This is a genomic window from Actomonas aquatica, assembly GCF_019679435.2.
Taxonomy (GTDB): domain Bacteria; phylum Verrucomicrobiota; class Verrucomicrobiia; order Opitutales; family Opitutaceae; genus Actomonas; species Actomonas aquatica.
This window is the reverse complement of record NZ_CP139781.1, coordinates 4506697-4531941: the sequence shown is the minus strand read 5'-3', so window position 1 is coordinate 4531941 and position 25245 is coordinate 4506697. Positions and strand designations below refer to the sequence as shown.

The 25245-nt window shown below is 65.4% G+C and carries 26 protein-coding genes; 12 read left to right on the top strand and 14 right to left on the bottom strand.

All coding sequences use genetic code 11. From position 1 onward, the window contains the following. The first annotated feature begins 323 nt into the window (after positions 1-323). Together K1X11_RS17340 and K1X11_RS17335 are read left to right on the top strand one after the other, a co-directional pair. The gene (locus K1X11_RS17340; protein ID WP_221033039.1) at positions 324-1544 is read left to right on the top strand and encodes a chloride channel protein; all 1221 of its coding nucleotides are present in this window, start codon (positions 324-326) and stop codon (positions 1542-1544) included. A gap of 78 nt (positions 1545-1622) precedes the next feature. Continuing rightward, positions 1623-2168, top strand: a complete 546-nt coding sequence (locus K1X11_RS17335) for a CBS domain-containing protein (RefSeq protein ID WP_221033038.1) — start codon at positions 1623-1625, stop codon at positions 2166-2168. 171 nt (positions 2169-2339) lie between these two features. Here K1X11_RS17335 and K1X11_RS17330 read toward each other — a convergent pair whose 3' ends face one another. Both K1X11_RS17330 and K1X11_RS17325 read right to left on the bottom strand, forming a co-directional pair. Further along, positions 2340-3827: an amidase gene (locus K1X11_RS17330; RefSeq protein ID WP_221033037.1), complete on the bottom strand. Its 1488-nt coding sequence runs from the start codon at positions 3825-3827 to the stop codon at positions 2340-2342. Positions 3828-3851: 24 nt separating this feature from the next. Continuing rightward, positions 3852-6368 (bottom strand): CRTAC1 family protein, encoded by a 2517-nt coding sequence (locus K1X11_RS17325; RefSeq protein ID WP_221033036.1) that lies wholly within the window; start codon positions 6366-6368, stop codon positions 3852-3854. 35 nt (positions 6369-6403) lie between these two features. Between K1X11_RS17325 and K1X11_RS17320 the strand changes: the two genes are divergently transcribed. Both K1X11_RS17320 and K1X11_RS17315 read left to right on the top strand, forming a co-directional pair. Next, a complete protein-coding gene (locus K1X11_RS17320) occupies positions 6404-8425 on the top strand; it encodes a multiheme c-type cytochrome (RefSeq protein ID WP_221033035.1) in 2022 nt (673 codons plus the stop codon). Between the two features lie 44 nt (positions 8426-8469). Next, complete coding sequence (locus tag K1X11_RS17315) at positions 8470-10224, top strand: CRTAC1 family protein (RefSeq protein ID WP_221033034.1); 1755 nt, start codon at positions 8470-8472, stop codon at positions 10222-10224. On the opposite strand, the gene K1X11_RS17310 is transcribed toward K1X11_RS17315, so the two are convergent. Both K1X11_RS17310 and K1X11_RS17305 read right to left on the bottom strand, forming a co-directional pair. Continuing rightward, on the bottom strand, positions 10205-10831 hold the full coding sequence (locus K1X11_RS17310) for a DUF2249 domain-containing protein (RefSeq protein ID WP_221033033.1): 627 nt from the start codon (positions 10829-10831) through the stop codon (positions 10205-10207). The genes K1X11_RS17315 and K1X11_RS17310 overlap by 20 nt on opposite strands. Then, a complete protein-coding gene (locus tag K1X11_RS17305; RefSeq protein ID WP_221033032.1) occupies positions 10828-11238 on the bottom strand; it encodes a truncated hemoglobin in 411 nt (136 codons plus the stop codon). Before K1X11_RS17305 ends, K1X11_RS17310 begins: the two co-directional genes overlap by 4 nt. Positions 11239-11541: 303 nt before the next feature. Between K1X11_RS17305 and K1X11_RS17300 the strand changes: the two genes are divergently transcribed. Continuing rightward, entirely contained in the window at positions 11542-11973 is a 432-nt protein-coding gene (locus tag K1X11_RS17300; protein ID WP_221033031.1) for a putative zinc-binding protein, read from the top strand. Here K1X11_RS17300 and K1X11_RS17295 read toward each other — a convergent pair. From K1X11_RS17295 to K1X11_RS17275, 5 genes are read right to left on the bottom strand one after another with little or no spacing between them, the layout of a single operon-like run. Then, a complete protein-coding gene (locus K1X11_RS17295; RefSeq protein ID WP_221033030.1) occupies positions 11932-12498 on the bottom strand; it encodes a class I SAM-dependent methyltransferase in 567 nt (188 codons plus the stop codon). The two genes, K1X11_RS17300 and K1X11_RS17295, sit on opposite strands and share 42 nt — an antisense overlap. 16 nt (positions 12499-12514) lie before the next feature. Further along, complete coding sequence (locus K1X11_RS17290) at positions 12515-12835, bottom strand: DsrE family protein (RefSeq protein ID WP_221033029.1); 321 nt, start codon at positions 12833-12835, stop codon at positions 12515-12517. A gap of 24 nt (positions 12836-12859) precedes the next feature. Continuing rightward, positions 12860-13531 (bottom strand): ArsR/SmtB family transcription factor, encoded by a 672-nt coding sequence (locus K1X11_RS17285; RefSeq protein ID WP_225919714.1) that lies wholly within the window; start codon positions 13529-13531, stop codon positions 12860-12862. 55 nt (positions 13532-13586) lie between these two features. Then, complete coding sequence (locus K1X11_RS17280; protein ID WP_221033027.1) at positions 13587-13928, bottom strand: cupin domain-containing protein; 342 nt, start codon at positions 13926-13928, stop codon at positions 13587-13589. 39 nt (positions 13929-13967) lie between these two features. Then, complete coding sequence (locus K1X11_RS17275) at positions 13968-14408, bottom strand: CopD family copper resistance protein (RefSeq protein ID WP_221033026.1); 441 nt, start codon at positions 14406-14408, stop codon at positions 13968-13970. 165 nt (positions 14409-14573) lie between these two features. On the opposite strand from K1X11_RS17275, the gene K1X11_RS17270 reads away from it, so the two are divergent. Next, positions 14574-16034, top strand: a complete 1461-nt coding sequence (locus tag K1X11_RS17270) for a nitronate monooxygenase (RefSeq protein WP_324726017.1) — start codon at positions 14574-14576, stop codon at positions 16032-16034. On the opposite strand, the gene K1X11_RS17265 is transcribed toward K1X11_RS17270, so the two are convergent. The 4 genes from K1X11_RS17265 to ric all read right to left on the bottom strand — a co-directional run bounded on the left by K1X11_RS17265 (position 16006) and on the right by ric (position 19234). Continuing rightward, positions 16006-16437: a hypothetical protein gene (locus tag K1X11_RS17265; RefSeq protein ID WP_221033025.1), complete on the bottom strand. Its 432-nt coding sequence runs from the start codon at positions 16435-16437 to the stop codon at positions 16006-16008. The genes K1X11_RS17270 and K1X11_RS17265 overlap by 29 nt on opposite strands. 61 nt (positions 16438-16498) lie before the next feature. Then, positions 16499-18049, bottom strand: coding sequence for a hybrid sensor histidine kinase/response regulator (locus K1X11_RS17260; RefSeq protein ID WP_221033024.1), 1551 nt, complete (start codon positions 18047-18049; stop codon positions 16499-16501). Next, complete coding sequence (locus tag K1X11_RS17255) at positions 18046-18555, bottom strand: hypothetical protein (protein WP_221033023.1); 510 nt, start codon at positions 18553-18555, stop codon at positions 18046-18048. Before K1X11_RS17255 ends, K1X11_RS17260 begins: the two co-directional genes overlap by 4 nt. A gap of 4 nt (positions 18556-18559) precedes the next feature. Further along, entirely contained in the window at positions 18560-19234 is a 675-nt protein-coding gene (ric, locus tag K1X11_RS17250; RefSeq protein ID WP_221033022.1) for an iron-sulfur cluster repair di-iron protein, read from the bottom strand. Between the two features lie 203 nt (positions 19235-19437). Between ric and K1X11_RS17245 the strand changes: the two genes are divergently transcribed. The 6 genes from K1X11_RS17245 to K1X11_RS17220 all read left to right on the top strand — a co-directional run bounded on the left by K1X11_RS17245 (position 19438) and on the right by K1X11_RS17220 (position 24284). Next, positions 19438-20145: an MOSC domain-containing protein gene (locus K1X11_RS17245; protein ID WP_221033021.1), complete on the top strand. Its 708-nt coding sequence runs from the start codon at positions 19438-19440 to the stop codon at positions 20143-20145. Then, positions 20142-20351: a hypothetical protein gene (locus K1X11_RS17240; protein WP_221033020.1), complete on the top strand. Its 210-nt coding sequence runs from the start codon at positions 20142-20144 to the stop codon at positions 20349-20351. Before K1X11_RS17245 ends, K1X11_RS17240 begins: the two co-directional genes overlap by 4 nt. Positions 20352-20477: 126 nt before the next feature. Continuing rightward, positions 20478-21122: a TetR/AcrR family transcriptional regulator gene (locus K1X11_RS17235; protein WP_221033019.1), complete on the top strand. Its 645-nt coding sequence runs from the start codon at positions 20478-20480 to the stop codon at positions 21120-21122. After that, positions 21119-22312, top strand: a complete 1194-nt coding sequence (locus tag K1X11_RS17230; RefSeq protein WP_221033018.1) for an efflux RND transporter periplasmic adaptor subunit — start codon at positions 21119-21121, stop codon at positions 22310-22312. Before K1X11_RS17235 ends, K1X11_RS17230 begins: the two co-directional genes overlap by 4 nt. After that, positions 22309-23511: an ABC transporter permease gene (locus K1X11_RS17225; RefSeq protein ID WP_324726016.1), complete on the top strand. Its 1203-nt coding sequence runs from the start codon at positions 22309-22311 to the stop codon at positions 23509-23511. The genes K1X11_RS17230 and K1X11_RS17225 overlap by 4 nt, the downstream gene beginning before the upstream one ends. A 23-nt stretch (positions 23512-23534) precedes the next feature. Next, the gene (locus K1X11_RS17220; RefSeq protein ID WP_221033238.1) at positions 23535-24284 is read left to right on the top strand and encodes an ABC transporter ATP-binding protein; all 750 of its coding nucleotides are present in this window, start codon (positions 23535-23537) and stop codon (positions 24282-24284) included. On the opposite strand, the gene K1X11_RS17215 is transcribed toward K1X11_RS17220, so the two are convergent. Further along, entirely contained in the window at positions 24262-25146 is an 885-nt protein-coding gene (locus K1X11_RS17215) for a DUF1186 domain-containing protein (RefSeq protein WP_221033237.1), read from the bottom strand. The genes K1X11_RS17220 and K1X11_RS17215 overlap by 23 nt on opposite strands. Positions 25147-25245 lie beyond the last annotated feature (99 nt).

Sequence of the window (25245 nt, the reverse complement as noted above, 5' to 3'; positions counted from 1 at the left end):
AGGCCTCGGCCGCTTCGAGGCGTGATCGTTCGGATGTGGCGGTGGATTGGGGGCTTCTGCGTGGCCTTGATCAGGTCGGAGGGCTGAATGGCGAACTCACGGTTTCCGGTGCGCTGGATGTCCGCTTGAGACGACGAGAGTCGTTGGTAGAGACTTCGACGTTCTTCCGACCGCGCGAGATCGCGGCGAACTATTGCATGCAGTTCGTCGCGCCCATGCCCTGTAATCACCTAGCCTTAACCGCTGGTGGCATGGGGGGACGGGATTTTTATATCGCTTCACGATGTTTTATTCGACGGATTCTTTGCTGAAATCCGAGAAACGTGCAGCCTGATAACACACCCATCACTTCAACCAGCGAACAGCTGGTCGATTCGAGCCAGCCGGGAAATTTCCGCGGCGTTTGGCTGTGCGGCTTGGCCTTGGTTGTAAGCCTCGGCGCTGCTGTCGCCGCTCACTCGCTTTTGATCCTGATTGGAGTGATCACCAACTTGTCCTTTTACGGCCGAATTGACACCACCTTAACCTCGCCGGTGACACACGGCCTGGGTGGCTGGGTCGTGGTGGTTCCAGTCGCGGGGTCCGTGCTCATCGCGTTGCTGGCTCGCTGGGGAACCCGTAGCATTCTCGGACACGGCATACCGGAGGTCATGGAACAGGTGCTTGTAAACCGGAGCCGAATCTCGCCTCAGGTGGCGCTGCTCAAGCCCATCGGCTCCGCCATTTCAATTGGCACCGGCGGCCCCTACGGTGCGGAAGGTCCCGTCATCGCGACCGGGAGTGCCTTGGGTTCCTTGATCGGGCAAGTGCTGACCTTGACCGCGATCGAACGCCGGGTGCTTCTCAGCTCCGGTGCAGCCGCGGCGATGACCATGGTATTCGGAAGTCCGGTGGCCGCCACGCTGCTGACAGTCGAGCTCCTATTATTTGAGTTCAAAGCCCGCTCTTTGGTGCCGGTCATGCTGGCTGCATCGCTCGCGCAGGCCGTGCGCTATGCATGGACGGGCGGTGGCGCAGTTTTCCCCTTGGGCGCGGCTCTTGAACTGGACTGGCAACTCTGGCCGAGCATCGGATTCATTGGCTTGGTCGCCGGGATCGTCGCCGTCAGTGCCACTGCGGCGGCTCACGGCATGGAGAAACTTTTTTCCCATTTCATCCGGTCGTGGATGCTGCGACCCGTTTTGGGGGGAGCGGCCGTTGGGCTGATCGGTCTTTGGCAGCCGCACGTATTTGGCGCCAGCTACGATGTAATAAAGGATCTTTTGCGCGGAGATGCCCCCGTGGCTGTTATGCTCATCATCTGTGGCTGCAAGCTAGCCGCGTGGGTCATCTCGCTCAGCAGCGGCACCTCTGGAGGGACCCTCGCTCCCATGTTGATCGCCGGCGGCGGTGTCGGCCTACTGGCCACCATGATCGCCGGAGCCATCGGCTTGCCAACGGTTCCCCCGGCCTTGGCCGCCCTTACAGGCATGATCGCGTTCTTTGCCGGTGGCACCCACGCCTATATCGCATCCGTCATTCTGGGGGTGGAGATTCACCGGTAGCGCCACCGCCCTTTGGCCGTTGGCCACCGCCGCCCCATTGCAATTCTGGTCGCCCGGTTGTGGTCCCGCCATTCGATTATGACCACACCGGTTCATCAACGAGGGGTTTCCGTGCCGGTTGAAATGGCTACCGATGCCTTTGCTCACACGAGAGTTTCGTCGGTGATGGAAACCGAACCGCAAACCATTCCTCCCCATGTCACGGTGCAAGCGCTGGCTAATCGCATTGGAGCCCATGATCCCACGGTAAGCCATCACCAAGCCTTGATCCTCGCGGATGAATCCAGAATCCCGTCCGGTATCATCACGCGGCGGGACCTGCTGGAGGCGCTTGCTGCCGGCCGCGGCAGTCTTCCGGTTGCGGAAGTCACTTCCCGCACGCTGCACACCGCCTTTCCCGATGAGGAAGTGAGCGCTGTGCTTGCCCGGATGTTTCGACACCATATCGGCCGGCTGCCCGTCGTTTCACGGGAATCACCTTCCCGCTTGGTCGGTTATCTCGGTCGATCCGCCATTCTGACCGCTCAGTTGCAACGTCACGCGGAGGAACGCGACCGGGAACCTGGCTGGCTCCATCCGCATGCGCGTAAAGCTCACTCCAACCTCAAACCGAACTCACCATGAACCGCGCTCTCACCACCCGTTTCAACATCATCCCTCTCGCGGGACGCTTATGCTTAGCTTGTTTCTCGGGCCTCCTGATTTTGGCTCTCCTTTAGGCACACCGAACGCTAATACTCACCTATCAAGTCGACGCCCAACAAATGTTGAGCGAGATCGCAATGGACTTCAGAATCAACAGTCCCGGATTGAACCAGTTGCCGCGCGGGAGTAGATTTCATGCCAAGGGTGAGCTACTTCGAAGGCTTGGCTCAATGCCAACACCGTGGCATCCCCATGGCGACGTCCTACCAGTTGCAAGCCGACAGGTAGCCCGTCATCATCCAAGCCCGCGGGAATAGAAGCCGCCGGGTTGCCACTCCAATTGATTGGATAGGTCAGGCACCAGCCGATGCCCGGATCTACTGCCTCACCGCCCACTCGTGTTGGGCCGAGCGTGCGTCCGTCCGTCGTGTTCTCGACCGGTTGACACGCCAACGTCGGCGTCACCAACGCATCATAGTCATCCAACACGTCCTGCAACGCGTCCGCAAACTCCGTCCGCAGTCGATCGTCGAGCTTGGAACTCAAGGCACTCATCCGACGTCCCGTTTCGATCAGATCAATTACCTCCACCGGCACTTGGTTGCGGTGATCGTGGACCAAGTCGATCCCCGCCTCGTGAAAATCCTCCGCCATTGCCGCGTAAAGCACCGCCATCTGTCGATTCCACAAGGCCGACCACTCCGACTGCGGTCGCTTGATCCCAAGCTTAACTCGTTCGACCGACGCACCTGCGGCGCGGAAGCCATCCAATGCGGCCTCCACCACTCTCCCGACGCCTGACTCGACAGGAAACACATCCAGGTCCGGACTGAAGGCTACACGCAGGCCGCGAACCTTGCTGCTAGCTGCGGCCAGAAAGTCCTCCCCGCCATCTGGCAGACATAGCGGGTCGCGGGGATGAGATCGACCCATCACGTTGAGCATGAGCGCCGCGTCCTTCACCGAGCGGGCCATGGGGCCGGCATGAACAAAGGGCGTGTGGGCAAGAAATGCATTGGGGCGATACGCCGCCGCCACCCGTCCAAAGGATGCTTTGTATCCATAAACTCCGCACCACGCGGCGGGAATGCGGATGGATCCTCCCGCATCGGACCCCTGGGCTAATGGCACCAAGCCAGCCGCCAATGCCGCCGCACTTCCACCCGACGATCCTCCGGCATTGCGGCCTGGCGCAAACGGCGTGCTGGTTGGGCCAAACAGCAGATTGTCGGTAGTCCCCTTGTGGCCAAACTCCGGGGTATTGGTCTTGCCGATGACAATCGCGCCCGCGGCCTCCAGCCTTTGCACGTATGTCGCCGACTCCTCCGGCACAAATTCGGCAAACACGCGACACCCGAAGGTATTGGGCACACCGGCCTTGAAATCGAAGAGATCCTTGATCGCCACGGGCACACCGTGCAGAGGCCCGATGTTTTCCCCCCGCATCACCGCCGCCTCGGCCGCGGCCGCACGGGCGAGCGCATGTTCGGGTAAGACCCTCACGAACGCATTGATCCGCGGGTTCTCCGCCTCGATGCGCGTTAGGAAAAACCGCACCACTTCCACCGGGGACAAGGCCTTCGTCCTTATCGCCGCCGCCAATTCCACCGCACTGAGGTAGGCAAGGTCTGAGTTCATTTTGATCGATGCTCCTGAGGCAAACTATTCACGGTTCGCGCGGGTTGGCGCAAAGCGGTCTCGCGGCACCCAGCGCGTGTTGCAGTGCCGGGTCCAATCGTCCCGCAGCACACTCGTCCCTTCCGGATCAATCGCCAGCGGTTGCCCGGGCAAAGGCTCCACCCGATCTCCGCCGTCCGTGTTGGCGTTCTCCTCCTTGTCCCAGCCCACCGCGTCGAGGAAGAACGTCCGCGTCCATCCCGCAGGCTTCGGCGGGAGCGCCTTCGCCGACCACTCCAAGGTCATTGCATCGCCTCCGTTGAGCACCGCCAAGCGTCCGTCGGTTGCTCGCAACAACTCACTCACATCGCCGTATCGGGTGCACCAGCCTTCGAGCGTGGTGTGCCATGGCGGTTGATCACTCACCTCCTCAAACACCGGCACCCGCGTGATTCCATCGACCGCCGTTTCCACTCGCGAGAATCCGCGCCAGGCCAACTCGGCCCGACTGAAGTCGACGGTGTGCCGGTGCTCCTCCGGCAACGGGCGTCGCGTGAACAAGGCGATACGATCCCAATAAATTTTAAACGAGGTCGTGAGCCGCAGCCGCCTTGTGCCCTGCGGCAGGCGTCCGCTCAGGTCCACCACGTTGGTCTTGGTGCGCCCGTCCGGGATGCCCAGATTGACGGCCACCGCATGCCATTGGCCGCCGGCGTCCTCGGCCTCCAGCGTGGGCCAGACCAGCGACGCCGCGTTCGTCTGCGACAAGGCGATGTTCGAGCTCGCGGTGCCAAACTCCAGCAATCCGGTCACGGCCAGCACCAGCCCTTCATCCGACTCAATCGGACCGAAGTCCAAAGTGTGCGAGATCGGTCTGCACACACCGCGCAAGGGTGGCGGCAGCACTTCCCCACAGGGGGCGAATGTTCCGTCGATTTCGCTCAACGCCACCGTCAGCTCGCGCCCCACGCTGTCCACCGCCCGCCGCAGCGGACGCGCATCACCCACCGCCCACAGTTCCGAAGGCGTCACCGGCGGCGCCATGAAACTATCGGTCGGGTGCACTTCTTCGCTCGACGGATGGTCCACCGCGATGACCCGCAACCCGTCAAAATAGTCCACCTCGCGCAGCTCACTGCTCACCACGATCTCATACTGTCCGTCGCGCGGCTGCAGTTCGGCATCATCACCGATGCGCACCTTTTCCACCGGATCGGGGGGCCAGCTAAGGCCGCCCGTCAGGGCGAGCCCCAACGCGCCGGACCCCAGAAAATCGGTCACAAAACGGAACTCCTCCCCATTCCAGGCATAAAGGTAAGGGCAGGATCCGGTCGTGATCACCCGCGTGCGTTCCACCGTCACGACCTCACCCGTCACTGGGACATTGATCAGGTTATCGACCGTGCCATCGGGCCATACCACCTGCACCGAATCCATCCGCGCGAGTGCACCCAGGCCGATCGCCGCCGGCACTTCGCGCATAACTTGACGAGCTACAACCGTCGGCCCCGCCCTCACTTCGATCGTCGCGCCGGTGCCGCCGTGATTAGCCATCGCCGCCGATTCCAGCCGGAGTCGCAGCGCACGCCCAACCTGCACCATGTCGTTGCGAAACTCCGTCACCTGTCCTGTCTCGCTCACAATCCACAGATCGTCGTCGCCGTCGCCATCGGCATCCGCCGCAATAAGGTCGGTTACCTGTGCGCTCGTGGGCAGCGCCATCGTCTCGCCGCTCTCTCGCCAGCCCCCCACGTCATCATGGCGCCAAATGCGCATTACGCCTTCAGCTGCCGCACAGAACTCCACCCAGCCGTCCATCTCCAGGTCCACCCACACCGCCGCCGTCGGTGTCCACTCGGGATGGTCCATCACGACTTCACCGCCCTTGCCGCCGAGGCGCAGCCGGGTCTGGCCGGAGCCCACCAGCGCCACATCCGCTCTTCCGTCGTTGTCCACGTCCTCCAGCAGCGCGCGTTCGGCCGACGGCCAAGGACCGACCGGTGCCGTCGGCGCACGGAAGCGACCGGCCCGGACATTCTGCCACACCGTCGTGCCATTCTCTGCCCCCGCCACCACCACATCCACGCCGCCGTTGGCGTCCAGGTCCGCCACCGCCAGCGAAATGCCCAGCCCCTTCGGGTCGAGGCCAACCATCGCCGCCACTTCTTCAAACCGTCCCGAGCCGTTGTTTTGCCACAGCGTCAAACCTGCCTCACCCACCACGAGTAGATCGAGATCGCCATCGTATTCATAATCCAACCACGCGGCATCGCGGCCGTTCAGCCCACCAAACCCTGCGGCCTCGGTCACGTCCACCAGTTCGGTTTCACTGATCCGCTCCAACAGCACGGCTCCGCCCGGTCCGAGCGCCAGCACATCCGCAAAGGTGGGCCGCTCCTGCAGCAAACGGGCTTCCCGCGCCACCGAGTCCCGGAAATGCCCTACTCGCACCACCGCCCCCGCGCCCAACTCTCCCACCGCCTGCGCCTCGCCCACTCGCCGCTTTGTCCCATCCGCCTGCAACTCAACCAACCGCAGCTGCCCGGCGACACCGTCAAGCATCGCCCAAAGGGTCGTCCCTGCTTACGTGGCTCGTGTTGGCCGGCTTCGCCCTCGAAGCCGTCACCGGTCTATGGATACTGCTGGCGCCCTTCTCTCTCCTCGCCCAGTTGCAGGTCCTGCTGCACGGGATCGCCGGGGTGCTCCTGCTCGGCCCTTTCGCGATCTACCAAGTCCGACACTGGCAAACTTGGCGCGACCAGAATCTCTCCGTGGTCGGGCTGCTCGGCTACGGCGCGCTGGCCCTTACGCTCACATGTCTCAGCAGCGGACTCGCCGTGACTGTCCAAGCGCTTTTCGGAAGCCGGGTTTCCCCGTTTTGGGACCAAGTCCACCTTGTCACTGGATTGGCCACGGCCACCGTCGTGATCGCCCACCTCGTCGCCGCGTGGCTGCGGCGTGGCGGCCCGCTCCGCCTGTTGCATGGCTTGGGACCCAAACTGCGCCACCGCACGCTTGCCCTCGCGGGCACCCTCGTCGGCGTCTATGCCACCCTCATGCTGACGGCCAGCTTCCTGCCGCAAATTCCAGTGCACCTGACCGCCCGCGATGGCTACACCCTGCCGGAATACGCCCAACAATTCGCGGAATACCGCGGCAATCCCTTCGCCCCTACCTACGCCACCACCGTGGACGGCAACTTCATCAACCCCGAAATGCTTGCCCACTCCGCCTCCTGCGGCACGACGGGCTGCCATGAGGAGATCCTGGCCGAGTGGGAACCAAGCGCTCACCGCTTCTCCGCGATGAACCCGCCTTTTCAGGCTGTGCAGCGGAACTTCGCCGCCGACCGTAGCGCCGCCGACACCCGCTACTGCGCCGGCTGCCACGATCCGATCTCCCTTTTTGCCGGCGCCAAGGACATCCACAACCTCAGTCTATCCGCTCCCGGCATGCAGGAGGGAATCTCCTGCGCCGTGTGCCACTCCATTGCCCAGGTCGACCAGCGCGGCAACGCCGACTACGTGCTGGTCCCCCCGCACAAATATCTGGGTGAAAACAGCGCCGGTCTCGCCAAGCGTGTATCCGATTTCCTGATTCGGGCCTACCCGCGCCAGCATCTGATCGACTACGACCGTAACCTCCTACGCACGCCCGAATTCTGCGGTGCCTGCCACAAGCAGTTCATCCCCGAGGCACTTAACCGCTTCGGTGCCAGCCCATCGCAGAACCAATTCGACGAGTGGCGCAAGAGTCACTGGATCGACGAGGGCAACTCCGACAAAAGCCTGAGCTGCCGCGATTGCCATATGCGCCTCGTGCCCGGCTCCCGCGACCCCGGCGCCGGCGAGGGCGGCGACCTGCGCCGCAGCGCCGACGACGGTGCCCACCGCCATCACGGCACCATCGGGACCAACTTCTTCATGGCCGAGGTGCTCAAACTGCCGCACTGGGAAAAACACCGCGCGCTCACCGAAGCCTGGATCAAGGGCGAAACCGTGCTGCCCGAGATTGCCCACCTCTGGCCCGAGGGCCCCGTCGCCCCCATCGAAATCGTCGCCCCCGACTCCGCGCCCCGCGGCGCGCCTCTGGAACTTCAGGTAATCGTGCGCAACCGCAAGATCGGTCACAACTTCATCACTGGTCCGCTCGATTTCCTGCGCGCCTGGGTGCACCTCACCGTCGCTGACGCGTCAGGCACGGTTCTCGCCGAGTTCGGCGGCATCGATCCCGTCACCCGCCGCATCCAGGACGAATCCGGCGTCGAGCACCAGCCCGGACGCCCCCGCGACGAGGGCACCCTCGTGCTGGAAGGCGTGCCGCTCGATGAGCACGGCCAGCCCCTGCTGCGCCACGAGCTCTGGCGCAAGGCCGGCGGCAGCGGCAACCGCAGCATCTTCCCCCGTTACGCTGACAAACAATCCTACCACGTCGCCATCCCGGCCGACGCCGTCGGACCGCTCACCGTCACCGCCAGCCTGAACTTCCGCCGTTACCGCCAGGAGTTCCTCGACCTCGTGATTCCGGAAATGGAGCGCGACAGCGGCGTTCTGCAGCCCACGGTCACCAAGGACACCGCCGTCCGCCATATCGTCCTGGACGACGCCGTCACCCCATGAATCGGCCGCCTCCCCGTCCCTCGCTCCGCCGACGTCGTCTCCGCTTGACCTGGCTCGCCCTCATCGGCGGCACCGGCGCGCTCAGTGCCGCCGCGTGGTGGCTCCTGCGCCTGCAGGACACCGACCAAGCGGAGGCGCGCATCCACGTCAGCACCGCCTACACCGACGAAGCCCGCGCCGATCATTCCCCCGTTCGCTTCATCGACGTCACCGCCCCCGCTGGCCTCGTGTTCCGCCACGGCCCTCCGACCCGTCACCGCGCCCTGCCGGAAGACAATGGCTCCGGTCTCGCCTGGGGCGACTACGACGGCGACGGCGATCCCGATCTCTACCTTGTCAACCATCCAGGCATTGTGCCCACCGTCGGCTGGGACTCCTCTGGCAACCGTTTGTATCGAAATAACGGCGACGGCACTTTTACCGACCTCACCGACATTGCCGGCGTCGCCGATCCCGCGGGATTCGGCATGGGCGCCACGTGGATCGACTATGACAACGATGGCCACCTCGACCTCCACGTCACCAACCGCGGCCCAAATCGCCTGTATCGTAATCTTGGCGACGGCACCTTTATCGACGTCGCCGTCGCCGCCGGGGTTGACGATCCCGGCTGGGGCACCGGCACCGCCTGGGGCGACTACGACCGCGACGGCCACCTCGACTTCTACCTCTGCAACTACGTCGACTACGACTCCGACGGTCGCGAGCCGCCGCCCCCGCCGCCCGGCGCCGCCTACGAGGCCCCCTACACCATCAACTCCAACGCCTACGACGCCTCGCCCAACCGCCTCTTCCGCAACCGCGGCGACGGCACCTTTGAGGACGTCACCGCCGCCACCGGCGTCGCCAATCCCGATGGCCGCAGCCTCGCCGCCTTCTTCTGCGACCTCGACGGCGACGGCTGGTTGGATCTCTACGTCAACAACGACGTCTCCGCCAACCGTCTCTATCGCAACTCCGGCGCCGACTTCGGCCCTGACGAACCCGTCTTCTTTCTCGATCTTTCCGCCGTCACCGGCACCGCAGACGGACGCGGCTCCATGGGGCTCTCGGTCGCCGAAACAGGCGACATCGACGGCACGCCCGACGGCCTGCCCGATCTGTTCATCGCCCATTGGCTGGCCCAGGAAAACGCTCTCTACCAAAGCCACGTCACCGCCACCGGCAAACTCGAGTATCTGGACAAGGCCCGCCCCTTCCGTCTCGGAGAGATCTCCATCGACCGCGTCGGCTGGGGCAGCGCGTTCGCCGATCTCGACCGCGACGGCCGCATCGACCTCGTGGTCGCCAATGGCAGCACCCTCGAACGTGACGACGACCGCACCCGACTCGTCGCCGAACCCTTGCTCCTCTTCATGCAGGACGACGGCGGCTTTCGTGACGTCGCCGCGCTCGCCGGCCCGGCGACCTCCCGAGCCTACACCGCCCGCGGACTCGCCCTCGCCGACTACGATGGAGACGGTGACCTCGACCTCGCCTTCAGCCAAAACCAAGGCGACGCCGTCCTCCTGCGCAACGACACCCCGCGCGACGATCGCCAGGCGCTCGTCGTCCACCTCGACGCCCCCGACGCCCGCCGCTTCGGCGCCCGCGTCATGATCGAATCCGCTGGCCGCCGCCAGTGGCGCTGGTGGGGTGCCGATGTGTCCTACCTCAGTCAGCACGGTCCCGAACTCATCTTCGGTCTCGGCCTCGCCAAGTCCGTAGAGCGCCTCGAAGTGCAGTGGGCCGACGGCCGTATCACCACCCTCACCGACCTTAACGCCGGCTCGATCCGCGTCACGTATCCGCAACCATGACCGCTGCGGCTGCCTCGGGTTGCCGGATCGCATACCGCCAGCGCGGCGTCGCCCCCATCAATGCCGAGCCGCGGATGCGGCAACCGAGTTCCGTGAGCGCGGTGTCGAGCGCCGGATCGGGGCCATTCAGGTCGACCCACAGCGCCGTCTCGGCCGGCAACCTCGCCGCCAGCCGCAGCACGCGTTCGCGCGCCTCCGTGGGCATCAGCTCCCGGTAGTCCCGTTGCAGCACCACCAGGATCGAATCGTCGAACGCTTCGTCGCCTCCGGCCGATAACCCACCGCGCCCCCCGGCCAAGCGCCCACCAGCCAGCAGCCCGCAGCCCCCGATCCGCGTCGGATCAAACCCGACCGGGTCCGGCCGCAGACGGGTAAGCTTCACGGCAAACCCGTCCGCCGGTGACTCGATCTCCTCCCATACATAGCACCCGCCCAGCATCTGCTCGAATTGCCGACGCAGGGGCTCCGGACGGTGGTCGTTGATGAGCACCAAGTCCCCGCCCACGGCCAGCTCGGACCAGCGGTGGAAAATCAACTCGTGCTTGCCCGCGCACGGCACCAGGCGCACGTCGAGCGTCTCCGTCGGCGAGGGAGTCGCGGAACTCATGAGCGGCCCACGCTTCCCGCCCCGTCGCCATGCAGGGCAACGATCCGCCGCAAAGTGCCGCCGATGCCCTCGGCATAACCAATCAACTCCTCCGCCTCGGCCGCCGGCAGCCAGGCCCGGCAATGCCGGTGCCACAGCCCGAGCCAGGCTTGAAAATGCCTCTCCCCTAGCTGCAGGTGCAGGTGTTTGAACGGCATCGGTCCCCGGTAAAGCGCCGGCCCGCCCGTCACCCCCGACCAGAAATCGCCGATCTTCTCCAAGTGTGTGGGCCAGTCATGCACATGCGCGCCGAAAACCGGCCCGATCTCGGCATGCTGCCGCACATCGGCATAAAAATGGCGCAACAGGTTCATCACCCCCAGTCGACCGCCCATACGTTCATAAAGCGATTTCTTCGGTTCTGACATTGGTTCATCCATACGGACTCCACCCTAACGTGTCGAATTCGCCCGCACCTTGATCCAGATCAAGGACATGAAAAACGAGCCGATATAAGCTCCCTGCACTTCATGACCACTCCCGCCCACCGCCTCCGACTCGCCCCGACCGCCCTCCAGGCGGCCGTCGACACCGTCGTTGTAGTCGTAACCCGTGACTATCCTCGGCGGTAAAGTCGGTTGCCTGATTTTCTCAACCCAAACTCCGCCGACCTCGTGTCCGCGGAGTTTTTTGTTTTCCCGGACACACTCGGCCCAACCACACGCAACCTCATGTCCCACACCACCACGCCCGCCATCGCTGACGCGGAAAAGCCGCTCATCTACTCCTGCTCGGGCTGCTCCAGCGCCGCGCAGCTCGCCAACCACCTCGCCCTGCGCCTCGATCGCGCCGGCGTGGCCGAGATGTCCTGCATCGTCGGGCTCGGCGGCGATGTCAAACCCCTCGTCCGCACCGCGAAAGACGCCGCCGCCACGGGCCGCCCCATTGTCATGATCGATGGCTGCCCCCTGCAGTGCGGCCGACATACCCTCGCCCGCCACGGCGTCACGCCTGCCCTGCACTGGGACCTCAGCCGCCTCGCCGTCGCCAAGAGCAAACATGTCGACTTCGCCCCCGCCGACGCCGCCCGACTCGAACCGGCCTTGCGCGACGCCGTCCGCCTACTTGCCGAGCGCGACCCCGTAGTGCCAAGGCGGCAATAAGAACGGCGCGCGCACCGACGCGAGGCCGGCCTCCGCCGCCCACGTCACCACCTGCTCGGGACGCGGTCGAATCTCCAGCGAGGGCCCTCGCGGCGTGACCACGTCGCTGCGCCAGTGAATGACCGCCACCTGCCCACCCGGCCGCACCACGGCGGCCGCCGCGCGGAGGAGGCCGACCGAATCCTCCGCATGCAGGATGTTGAACAACAGCGCCGCATCGCACGACTCCGCCGGACGCCCGAAGCCCTCCAGTATCACGTCGCGCACGTCGACCCTCACGTTATCGAGGCCGGCCGCCGCGGCGCGTTGCACCGTGTGCGCCACCATCTCCGGTTCAACGTCACAGGCAAACACGGTGCCGCTGACGCGCTGCGCCAACGGCAACGTAAAGGTGCCGTAGCCGCAGCCCAGCTCGACCAAATCGCCCGTGGACGGCCCGAAACCGAAGGCGTCAAGAATGCCCGGCACATCCAACAGCGTTTCCCAATAGTTCTGCGGCGGCATGCCGCTCTCGCGTAGCTTCATGAAGGAGGTCCTGAAATCAAAGCGTGACGACCCGATCCGAGTCGCGCACGAGCGTATAGAGATCCTGCATGGTCGAGACCGGGCAAAGTTCGGAGCCCACCGCGTTCCGCAGCTTCAGGCAGGTGCCGCAGGCGAGGATCTCTCCGCCCGCCGCCAGCAGGGCCGTCGCCTGCGCACGGGCATCGAAGCGGGGATCATTGATGTGATCGAGTTCCACGCCCCGACCGAGCAGGAAAACCTTTACGGAATCGCCCTGCTGTCGACTGAAGTTGGCCAAACGTAGCCCGTTGAAGACGGTCTCAGGATCGGTTTGGGAAAGGATGATGCCGAGTTGCATAGGATAAATATCAGTCCGCCACCTTCACGCCACCGCTGTCGTCGCGACCGGTAGACGCGCCAGTTTCCATTCGGGGAAACCATCCTGCAGGCGCCGCGCCTGATAACCCTGCCGGCGTAGTCGCGCCACCGCCTCGAAGGCCAGCACGCAATACGGCCCGCGGCAGTAGGCCACGATCTCCTGGTCGCGCGGAAACTCAGCCAGTCGGCGCTCCAGCTCGACCAGCGGCACATGCATCGCGCCGGGGATGTGGCCCTCGGCAAACTCTTCCACCGGACGCACGTCGATCACGAACACCGCTCCGGCCTTCTTCCGCCGCAGCAGCTCCGTCCGCGACACCGGCTCGAGCGCATCGCGTTTTTTGAAATAGCGATCAATGGTGCGTGCCGTCTCGACGTGGTTGCGTTCGGCGAGTTCCTGCAAAGTGCCCAAGAGGTTCACCACCGCCGGATCGGCGAGACGGTAGTGGATGTGTTTCCCGTCGCGGCGGTTGGCGACCAGACCGCTGCGCCGCAGGTGCTGGAGGTGCTGCGAGACATTCGCCACCGGCAGGTCGGTGAGCCCCACCAACTCCTCCACGCTGCGCTCGCGCTGCGCCAGCAACTCCAACAGCTCCAGCCGCGGCGCACTCGCCAGCGTCTTAGCCACCTGGGCGAACTGCGCGTAGAGTAAACGTTTGATTCCGGGACCAGCCATGGACTTCATTCAACTTTGTTATTGAATGAAGGCCGCTCCGTATCCGGTCCCGACCTCAATCCGCCGGCCCTCTGGCCGACTTGAACAGCGTGAGCAGCATGGTCACCGGGGACTTCGCCACGATGGCGTGGGGCAGTTTTGCCGGCATGCGGATCCAGGAACCGGCCTTGACACTCATCCGATCGGTGCCGAGCGAGACTTCGGCCTCACCCGCCACGAAGTGCATCACCGCCGGCACGGTCGCGGTGTGTTCGGACAGTTCCTGGCCGGCCGCGAAGCCGAACAGCACGACCTTGCTGTGTGCATCGTGGTGCAGCGTGCGGCTGACAATGCTATCGGGCTGATGCTCGAAGCAGCCCAGGAGATCGGGAACGTGGAGGTAGGTTGGATCAGTCATGGAGTTTCCGAATTTGAAGTGAAACCGTGGATACGCCGCTCAAAGATAAAACATTCCCTTCGCCAGGAGCACGATCGCCAGCATGAGTCCGGCGACGATGCGGTGCGTGTAGCGAAACCGGCAGAGGTCCATGGTGCCCTTGATGGAGGCGCGGATCGCCGTCACGAACACCCCGAGCACCGCAAAAGCCAGGGTCATCTTGATCGTGAGCAGGATCCCAAAGCGGCTGGAAAAGAAGTCCGGGCGCGTTGAGTAGTGGATCCAATACATGGCCCCTCCCGTGAGGAAGAGCAGCCCCACGATCACCGGCATAAACTTGCGCACGTGACCCGGGATGGCCTCCGCGAGCTGCGCCCCCAATCCGGGCGGAAGCTTCTTCTCCAGCGGTTCGATCACCAGCACCTCAAAAAACACCGCCCCCGCGAAGGTGATCGCGCAGAGCAGGTGAACCGTGACAAACAATCCGTAGTAGTAAGCCATGAGAGTGAGACTTGTCCTCAATGATAATCCTCTATGGCCCCGACGCGCCTTGATGAGGATCAAGGTTCCCGATCATTGACGTTACGACGGGCACCGGGCACAGCGATCAAGCGCAACCTTGATCTTCATCAAGGCGCGCACCGGCCCCGCCTGTTAGGCTGCCCTGTGGTTTCCACCTCCTTCCTCTCTCCCTCTTCCGCCTGGCCCACCCTGATTCAGGGCGGCATGGGCATCGGTGTTTCCGACTGGAAACTGGCGCGCGCGGTCTCGCGCTGCGGGCAACTGGGCGTCGTATCCGGCACGGCCTTGGCCAGCGTGCTCGTGCGTCGTCTTCAGGCTGGCGATCTCACCGGCGACATCCGCCGCGCCCTCGCCGCCTGCCCGCTGCGGGCGGAAGCCGAAACGGTGCTCCATCGTTATTGGTGCCCGGAGGGACGGCCCGACGCCACGCCCTACGCCGCCGCTCCCATGCCGCGTCACGATGCCGGCCGTTTCTGGACCGGTCTTACTGCGCTCGCGGCCTTTGTGGAGGTCTTCCTGGCCAAGGAAGGACACGACGGCGTGGTGGGACTCAACCTGTTGGAGAAAATTCAACTCCCCTCCCTGCCCACACTCTTTGGCGCCATGCTCGCCGGGGTTGACTACGTGCTGATGGGGGCCGGCATTCCCCGCGCCATTCCCGGAGTGCTCGATCGATTCGCGCGCGGTGAACCGGCCATGCTTGAACTCTACGTGGAGGACGACAACCCCGATCGGAACGCCCCCCCGGTCGAGCTGCGCTTGGACCCGTCAGATTGGGTGCCGGGACTACCGCCACTGCACCGGCCGCGCTTCCTCGCCATCGTTTCTTCCCATGTGCTCGCCACCTCGCTGGCCCGCAAGGCCAGCGGCCGGGTGGACGGCTTTGTCGTTGAAGGCTGGACCGCCGGCGGTCACAACGCGCCGCCCCGCGGCGCCCCGACCAACGCCACCACAAGCGAAGCTCCGGTCTACGGCCCCAGGGACGAGGTTGATCTCGCCGCCTTGCGCGCGATCGATCGTCCCTTCTGGCTGGCCGGGTCCTTTGCCAGCGCCGATCGACTGGCCTCCGCCCGAGCCGCCGGTGCCCAAGGAGTGCAACTCGGCACCGCCTTTGCCTTTTGCACCGAGTCCGGTGTCACGGCCGAGTTGAAGACGCAGGTCATTGCGCTGAGTCGATCCGGGCAACTGCGGGTCGAAACCGCCGCCCGCGTCTCCCCGACTGGTCTACCATTTAAAGTCCTGAATGTGCCCGGAACCCTCGCCGATCCCGAACAAATCGTGCAGCGCCCGCGTCGCTGCGACCTTGGCTACCTGCGCGTGGCCTACCGTCGCCCCGATGGCTCCCTGGGCTACCGCTGCCCCGCCGAACCCGTCGACGACTACATTGCCAAGGGCGGCGATCCGGCCGACACCGTCGGCCGGTTGTGCCTGTGCAACGGGCTGTTGGGCACGATCGGCCTAGGCCAACGTCAACCAGAAGACTTCACCGAACCCGCCCTGATCACCGCCGGAGTCGACGCCACCGAGCTGGCTCGTTTCATTCCGCCCGGTGAGGCGAACTACACTGCGGCAGACGTTATTCGCCAGCTGGGGCTGCCCGCTTGACGGTCGGATTGCGCTGGCAGACGCCGCCAAACCCGCGGATGTCTTCCAGCGCGACGATGCGGAACTGATCCTGCACCCACTGCAACGTTTCCGGCGACAACCATGCCTGCAGTTGGAAGTAGGCCATAACCGCTCGCTCCCCGCGCACGTAAAACTCGAGATACGGATTGAGCCCGCAGTGGCAGTGCGGCGGCCAGGTGTCTTTGCCTCGCACGACCCGATTCTGTTCGCGGAACTCAATCATATCGAGGCGCTCCCGAAAGCGCGCAAGGGTCGGCTCGATCAGGTGATACAGGGCCGTCGGCTCCGCCAGCGGATTGCCGGTGGGCGCGTGCGAAAGTAGCCGCTGCCAATCCCCTGAAATCCGGGCGCGGCCCCGGTCCAAACACGTGGTCAACTTCATCGCCATTCTTGCAAACTAGCACAAGCGACGCAGCCTCCGCGCCGCACGGCTTGTTCGAGGCTCAGCGATTCTTGCGATCCCGGTCGTTCGCCATGACGCGTGCGACCGTCGCCTGCAGGGCAGTCGGCGAAAAAGGCTTGGCCAAGAACGCCCCCCGCCGCTCCGCCCGTTCAAACACCTCCACCAGCTCCGACCGGGCACTCATTCCGATCACGGGTAGGTCCGGTCGATCCCGCCATATCTGTTCCGCCAGATCGGCCCCGTTGAGGTGCCCCGGCAGACCAATATCGGTCAGAATCAAATCCACCTGAAAGTGACGCCGCTGCCAGGCTCGGTAGGCCTCGTCGCCGGAGCCGAACGTCGCCACCACCGCGCCTTGCCGCACCAGGGTGTCCCGCACGAAGCGCCGCACCGCCAGGTCATCCTCCACCACCCACACCGAAACCGCGCCGAGGTCCGTCGTGCCCTCCGCGACTCTCCCGACCGACTCCGGGATGGCTTCCTCCGTCAGAGGCAGGACCACGGTCACCACGGTGCCACGACCGACCTCGCTGGCGATGCGCACCGCTCCACCATGACGACGCACCACGGCATACACCGTGGCCAATCCCAGACCCGTGCCTTTCCCCGGCCCCTTGGTGCTGAAAAAGGGCTCAAAGACTCGCTCGCAAACCTCGGGCGGCATGCCGGTGCCCGCATCCGCCACGACCAGTTCCACCACCATGCCGGCGGAGCCAACCACCGCCACGCCATCCCGCACCTCCTCGCCCGTCGCTTCGCGGCGAAGTGCCCGGATATTGATCGAACCTCCCGCCGGCATCGCATCCCGGGCATTGACCACCAGATTCATGACCACCTGCTCGATCATCGACTCGTCCCCCCTCACCTGCCACGCCACTGGATCGTGCTCGATATCCAGTTCGCAACGGATGTGGTCGCCAGCCAGACGCGTCCACAGTCTTGACGCCCTCCGCAGGGTCTGCGCCACATCAAACACCGCAGGCTGCCACGCCTGGCGCCGACTGAAGACCAGCAACTGCCGCGTAAGACTCGCCGCCTGGTCGGCCGCCCGCTCAATCTCCTCCAGACTCCCCCGCAATGCTTCACCCACCCCTCGCTCCAGCGCCGCCAATTGCGCCTGCCCGCGGATCACCGTGAGCAGGTTGTTGAAATCGTGCGCCACGCCACCCGCCAGGTGGCCCAGAGCCTCGAGTTTCTGCGTCTGACGCAGGTTTTCCTCCACCCGGCGCGACTCGGTGATGTCCTGCTTCACCGCGATGAAGTGCGACACCCGCCCGGCCTTATCCAGCACCGGCGTGATGGTCTCCAATTCGGTGTAGTGACTGCCATCCTTGCGCCGGTTGACCACCTCGCCCTTCACCGATTTACCGGCCAGCACCGTCCGCCAGAATCCCTCGTAAAAAGCCGCATCCTGCACACCCGATTTGAGAATCCGCGGCGTCTGCCCCACCGCCTCAGCCGCAGGGTAGCCGGTCAACCGCTCCCACGCCGGATTCACCCAAAGGATGATCCCGTCGCAGTCCGTGATCATGATCGCGTTCTCCGCCGCATCCAAGGCCCGCAACTTCAGCGCCTGCAAATCCTCACTCACGTTTCGCCCTCCTGGATGGCATCACGGGCTATCGCCCGAAACGCCCGCAGCCGCGGAAACAGAAGCACCTGCTCACAATAAATCTGCTCCTCCAACTCCCGCCCGAGCCGTCGCACGGCCAACCGTAGCGTCCGCCACCGCTCGCCGCCCTCCGCTTCCAGCCTCGCCCGCCATCCGGTATAGGCATCCAACAGCCCTTCATGCTCGCGTGCCGCCATCGCTACCTGCGTCGGCGTGGGCATCTCGGCCGTCCGCCCGAGCCATGCCCGCTCGACCGCCAAGTGTGTGGCGATCTCTCGTCGCAGTCGCCACCATTCGCGCGCCAGCCGATCCCGCCGCCCCCGCAGCCCTCCGGCCACTACGGCGAGCACGGCGCGCAGGCGGCGGCGGCGCACCACCAGCACGTGCCGCGCCACGACCGGCAGATCCACCGTCAGCCAAGCCGACGGTTGATGCTCCGCCGGCGTGACGAGGGCCGGTGATGACGACGGTGACTCGTTCATCATCGCCTTAGTTTCCCAGCGCCGCCAGGGCGCGCGGGAACAGCACATTGTTCTCCTTGTGCACGTGCTGGTGCATGTCGCGCTCCAACTGGTGTAGCGAATCGTAGAGCGCACGGAACGTGTTGCAGGCCCACTCCGGCGGCGTGAAGTCGTCGGTCAACGCGCGGAACTTCTCCAGCGCCGCGCCGGCCCCGTCGTGCTCCTCCTCCAACTGCGCAAAAATTCCCCGCAACTCGTCCGGCGTCACCCCCGCCCCCTCCGGACTCTCGATGGCGCGCAACCGCGGAAACACCACCTGCTCCTCGTCATGAGTATGATGCACGATCTCGGCCGCAAAGCCTTCAAACACTTGCCGGATCTCCATCAGGCGCGGTTCCTCCGCGCCATGCACCGCCGCGACCTTGCGCGTCATGAAATCCAGCCGCGGCAACTCCTGTCGCAGATAGTCATGGTGACTGCGTTCGATGTGTTCACACAGTTCACCGATTGACAGAGCGTCGGCATTCACAACGCCCGCCTCGCCGAGCTCGATCGCTTCCAGCATGGTCAGCACCGTCGCCGCATCCAGCCCGCGCTGCGCGCACGCCTCGGCCAAAGGCTTCTTTCCGCCGCAGCAATAATCGATGCGCAGCTTTTCAAAAACGCGGGCTCGCGCCGGCACGGCGCGCACCAGTTCACCCACGGTGACTTCGGTTGGAGAAACGATCATGATTAGCAGACGGCAGCCGCGGACCCATTTCCGCAGGGCGCCGACTCAAAACCACGCTCCGCCGCCGCAACCGGCAAGGTCGTCCCGCCGAACCCTTGATCTGCATCAAGCCCACCCCGTCTTTTCGTTCGCTTCCCTTGCCGGTCGCCCCGGTGGCCTTCACTCCAGAACCCATCATGCCCGCGCCCATCGGACACCTCCGCCACGTGCTCACCGGCCGCATCGCGCCCCTCTCGCGCCCCGGCGCGAGCAGCGCCATCGACAAGAAACCGGTCGCCGGCCCGGTCGCGATCGAAGCCCTCGGCCTCTTCGGCGACGAGCAGGCCGACCGCCGCGTCCACGGTGGTCCCGACAAAGCCGTGCTTCTGTATTCCATCGATCACTACGCCGCCTGGCGGACCGAGCTCGGCCCCCTCCCGCGCCTCAACCGCCCCGGCGCGTTTGGCGAAAACCTCGCCGTCGCCGGCCTCAGCGAGTCCGACGTCTGCCTCGGCGACCGCTGGCGTGTCGGTAAACAGGTCACGCTGGAAATCACTCAGGGCCGCCAGCCCTGCTGGAAACTGGCCGATCGCTTCGACGTGCCGGACATGGTGCAACGCGTGCATGCCACCCTGCGCACCGGCTGGTATGCCCGCGTCCTGAAACCGGGCTCCGTGGCCGTCGGCGATAGCCTCACCTGCCTCGCCCGCCCGCATCCGCGCTGGCCGATCCGTCGCCTCACCGCGTTGCTTTATCACGAGTCCGCCTCGATCGGCGACCTTGCCTCCGCGCTCACCCTGCCCCTGCCCGACGGCTGGCGCCGTCGGATCGCCGCGCGCCTCGGCTGGACCGAGACGACGGACACCACCGACGACCTCCGTATCCACGGCCCCATGACCCGATGAAAACCCCGTCCACCTGCCGCCATTGCCCCACCCCCGCCTCCGTGCTCGTCGCCGGAATTCCACTTTGTGAAGCGTGCTACGCCGCCTACGATACAAACGGCGACGACTACGACGCCAATGCCGCCGGAGAAAATACCGGTGGATTTGCCAGTCCGGCCTGTTTCGCCCACGAGTTCGACGACAACCCCGATTCAACTCGACCGTAGACGTTCCGGAACTGCCGAGGTGGGCCGGATCGCGCGATTACGACGCTCCGCCGATCACGAACCCCAGGCATATTTGCTGCGCAGGCTTGACCGGCGTCCATTTGTTAGTATTTACTTACTTACTTTATGCCACGCCCGACTTCCCACCCGCCCGCCGCAACGGTGCATTCCCCCTCCCGCCACCTGCCCGCCGATGAACGGCGGGCGCTCACGGTCTCGGCGGTGATCGATCTGGCGGCGCGCCGCAACCCGGAGGAGATCACCACCGCCGCCATCGCGGCGGAGATGCAGCTCACTCAGGGGGCTCTGTTTCGCCATTTTCCCACCAAGGAGGCCTTGTGGCAGTCCGTCATGGCGTGGGTCGCCGAACAGCTGCTCGCGACTCTGGACAAAGCCAACACCCCCGGCGCGGCCCTCGCCACTCTGGAGGCGATGTTTCTGGCCCACCTTCAGTTTGTGGCACGCCACCCGGGAGTGCCGCGATTGATTTTTGCCGAGCTGCAGCGCGCGGAGGATACGGCCGCGAAGATCGCGGTGCGCAGCTTACTCGGAGCCTACGCCACGCGCATCCGCGCGGTGATTGAACGCGGTCAGGCCAACGCTGAAATCGATCCCTCGCTTAATCCCGTCGTCATCGCGCCCGTGTTTATCGGCACGATCCAGGGTCTCGTCATGCAATCCCTGCTCAGCGGCAAACCCAGCCAACTGCGGTCGAGCGGCCCGACCGTCTTTGCCCTGCTGCGGCGCAGTCTCCTGCCCTCTTCGCCATGAAACTCTCGCCCCATCGTCGTCGTTCGTTGGCCCTGTTTGGCGCCATCTTCGCGCTGCTCGGCGCGTTCTTCTATGCCGCCCTGCGCACCGGTCCGCTCGCCGCCGTGCCCGTCGTGACGGCGGCCGTCACGGAGCAATCCGTGCAACCCACGCTCTTTGGCATCGCCACCGTCGAGGCCCGTCTCCGGCACAAGATCGGTCCCACCCTGCCTGGTCGCGTCCTCCACCTCACGGTCGATGTTGGCGACCTCGTCCACGCCGGCCAGGTGCTGGGCGAGATGGACCCGGTGGGCTTCAATCATCGTGTCAACGCGCAGGAAGCACTGCTCGCCCGCGCGCACTCCGCTTTGGCCGAGACGGAAGCCCGCATCGCGGAGGCGAGCGCCCGCCAGGACTTCGCCGAACTACAACTGCGGCGTCAGCGGGCCTTGTTCGCCACACAGACCGTCAGCCAGGAGGACTTGGACACCGCCGAGCAGGCCAGCCGCATCGCCGCCGCCGCCGTTGCCAGCGCTCGCGCCCAGCAGGCGGTCGCCCGCGACGAGATCGCCCGGGTCACGGCAGATCTCGCGGTGCTGCGCCAACAGCAGGCCGATCTGCGCTTCGTCGCACCCGTGGACGGACTGGTCATCGCCCGCCATGTCGAAGCGGGCACCACCGTCGTCGCCGGCCAGCCCGTGATCGAACTCATCGATCCCCAATCGCTGTGGATGAATGTTCGTTTTGACCAATCGCTGGCCGCCGGTCTCCACCCCGGTCTGCCCGCCCAGATCGTGCTGCACTCCCAAACGCGCCGCGTCCTCACCGGGCGGGTCCTGCGGGTTGAACCCGTGGCGGACACCATCACCGAGGAGGTGCTCGCCAAGGTCGTTTTCGACGCCCCGCCCCACCCGCTGCCGCCACTCGGCGAACTGGGCGAGGTCACCGTGACGCTGCCCGCCCTGCCCGCCGCGCCGGTTGTGAGCCATGCCGCGCTGCGGCGGCACGGCGGCCACCTCGGGGTGTGGCAATGGGAAGACGGTGCGCTGGCCTTCATCCCCGTGCGCACCGGCGGCCACGATCTCGACGGTCAAACGGTTTTGCTCAACGGTCCGACGCCGGGTCGCCTCGTCGTGACCTACAGCCAATCCCCCCTCGACACCCGCTCTCGGGTGCAGGTCGTCTCCACCCTCGTTGCCAGTCGGCCATGATCAATCTCGCCGGCCGCGACATCCTGCACAGTTGGGGCAAGTTCGTCTTCACCGGCGTGGGCCTCGGGCTGTTGATCGGCGTCACCCTCACCATGGCCGGCGTCTACCGCGGACTCGTGGCCGACGGCCGGGCCCTGCTCGACAACAGCGGAGCCGATCTTTGGGTCGTGCAGCACGGCACCCTCGGCCCCTACGCGGAACCGTCCCAATTGCCCGACGACCTCTACCGCCGCGTGCTCGCCCTGCCCGGCGTGGACGCCGCCGCCAACGTCACCTACCTCACCATGCAGGTGCGTCATGGCGGACGCGACGTACGCGCCATGGTGGTAGGCGTCGTGCCCGGCGGACCCGACGCTCCCGGCCACCCGGGATTTCTCATCGCCGGGCGACACCTCACCCGCGCCCACTACGAGGCCATTGCCGACGTCGCCTCCGGTCTGCGGATCGGCGACCGCATCACCCTGCGCCGCCATACCTACGACGTGGTCGGCCTCACGCGCCGCATGGTCTCGTCGGCCGGCGATCCCATGATCTTCATCCCCCTCAAGGACGCCCAGGCCGAACAATTCCTCAAAGACAACGACGCCATCCTGCAACAACGCCGTCGTACCACCGCCAACCCGGAACTCAACCGGCCGGGCGTGCCGGGCCTGCTCGCCGCGATCCTCGGCACCCAAACCACCACCAACTCGGTCAACGCCATCCTGGTGCGCCTGACTCCCGGCATCAATCCCGAAACGGCCGCCGCGCCCATCCGCCGCTGGCAGCGTCTCGAAGTCTACACCCGCGCCCAGATGGAGGATCTCCTGGTGCGCAAACTCATCGCCACCTCCGCCCGCCAGATCGGCCTCTTCCTCGTCATCCTCGCCCTCGTCAGCGCGGCCATCGTGGCCTTCATCATCTACACCCTCACCCTCGGCAAGATCCGCGAGATCGCCGTGCTCAAACTCATCGGCACCCGCAACCGCACCATTGCCGGCATGATCCTGCAGCAGGCCGTCGGACTGGGCCTAATCGGGTTCGCCGTCGGCCGCATCGTCGCCGCCAGTTGGGCGCCCTTCTTCCCCAAATACGTGCTGCTCGTGCCCGCCGACACCGCCCGCGGGCTGGGCGTCGTAGTCGCCCTGTGCGTCGTCGCCAGTCTTGTGGCCATTCGCGCCGCCCTGCGGGTCGATCCCGCCGAAGCGATCGGCGGATGACCGCCCCAAACCACCCTCGCGCCATGCAACCCGCCGTCGGCATCACGCTCACAGCCCTCCGTAAACGCTACGGCGCCGGCGACACCGCCGTCGACGCCCTCAAGGGCGTCAATCTCCACGTCGCCCCCGGCGAGGTGGTGGGCCTGGTCGGCCCCTCCGGTTCCGGCAAATCGACCCTGCTCAAATGCCTCGGCGCGGTCATCGAACCCACCGGCGGTCGCATGGCCATCGGCGGCGACGTCATCTACGACGACGGTTGGAAACTCCGTGATCTGCGCGCTCTGCGCCGCGACCGCATCGGCTTCGTCTTCCAGGCCCCGCACCTCATCCCCTTCCTCAATGTCACCGACAACGTCGCGCTCCTGCCGATGCTGGCGGGCCTCTCCGACCGCGAAGCCCGGACGCGCGCCCACGAGCTGCTCGCCGCCCTCGACGTGGCCCATCGCGCCGACGCCCTGCCCGCCCAGCTCTCCGGCGGGGAACAACAACGCGTCTCCATCGCCCGCGCCCTCGTCAATCATCCGCCGGTCATCCTCGCCGACGAACCCACCGCCCCGCTCGACAGCGTGCGCGCCCTCTCCGTCATCCGCATTCTCAACGCCATGGCGCGCCGCTACCAGACCGCCGTCATCGTCGTGACCCACGACGAAAAAATTATCCCCACCTTCCGCCGCATCTACCACATCCGTGACGGCATCACCCACGAGGAAGCCGGCGAAGGCCGCGGTTTGGAAGAATCCGTCGCGCCGCTCACGCCCCGCAGCATTTCTTGAACTTTTTCCCGCTGCCGCAGGGGCATGGACCATTGCGACCGGTCTTGGCTTTCACCTTCGGCAATTTGGGCCGGCGGTCGCGGGAAGTTTCGAAGCACGCCCACCAACTGACATGCCGCCATAGGTCCAGTGGGATAGACGGTCGCCGCTGCGGCCGAAACCTGTCCCGCCCGACGAGGCCTTCCTCCAAGTCATCGACACCACACATGCGGCGATCGAAAAGGCCCGCCTGCACCACTTGGCGCACGAGCGGCGGGAGCAGCGGCTCCCGCAGGTCGAAGGCCACGGTCTGGCACAGGTTGGTCGCGTGCGTCACCAAGTTTTCCAACTGCATCGAGTCGACGGCCTCACGCGAGAGTCGCGGCAAATGAAGAAGCATATCCTCCAGTTGCCGCGTGATCAGCTCGATCACCACGGCGCGCTCGATGCGCGTTTCTTCCGTCAATCGGATCAAGGCCCGCAGCGCCGCTTCCCGATTCCACGGCCCACTGGCCTCGTCGTCCGCAAGCTCGATCAGCGGCCGCACCTCGCCATCGAAGGTATCGGCCAGGATCACCGGCGCGTCTTCGGTCACCAGGTCGCCCCAGCGCGCGTAGCCCACCTCGTCGTCGTTCCGCAGCAGGCGCACGATCGAGGCGTGGCATCCCGGCAATCGCAGCGCCGCGGCGACATACATCCACCAGAAAGCCTCAGAGACGGATTCGTCCAACGGATCGGCCACCGTGCGGGCGGCGCAGTTGGCGAGCCGCGCCGGCAGGATTTCCCGCAACCCCTCGGCCTGCGCGGGCACCGCCTGCAGGGCGGCTTTCACGCGATCGGGACGATGGGTGCCAAGTTCAAAGAGGAGCGCAGCAGGCGACATGTTCCCAAACTCCACCGACCACCTACCCCCCGGCAAGTCACAACGCTGCACCCGGAGTCGACGACTTTCATTTCCACCACCAATGTCAGGTCCAAAATA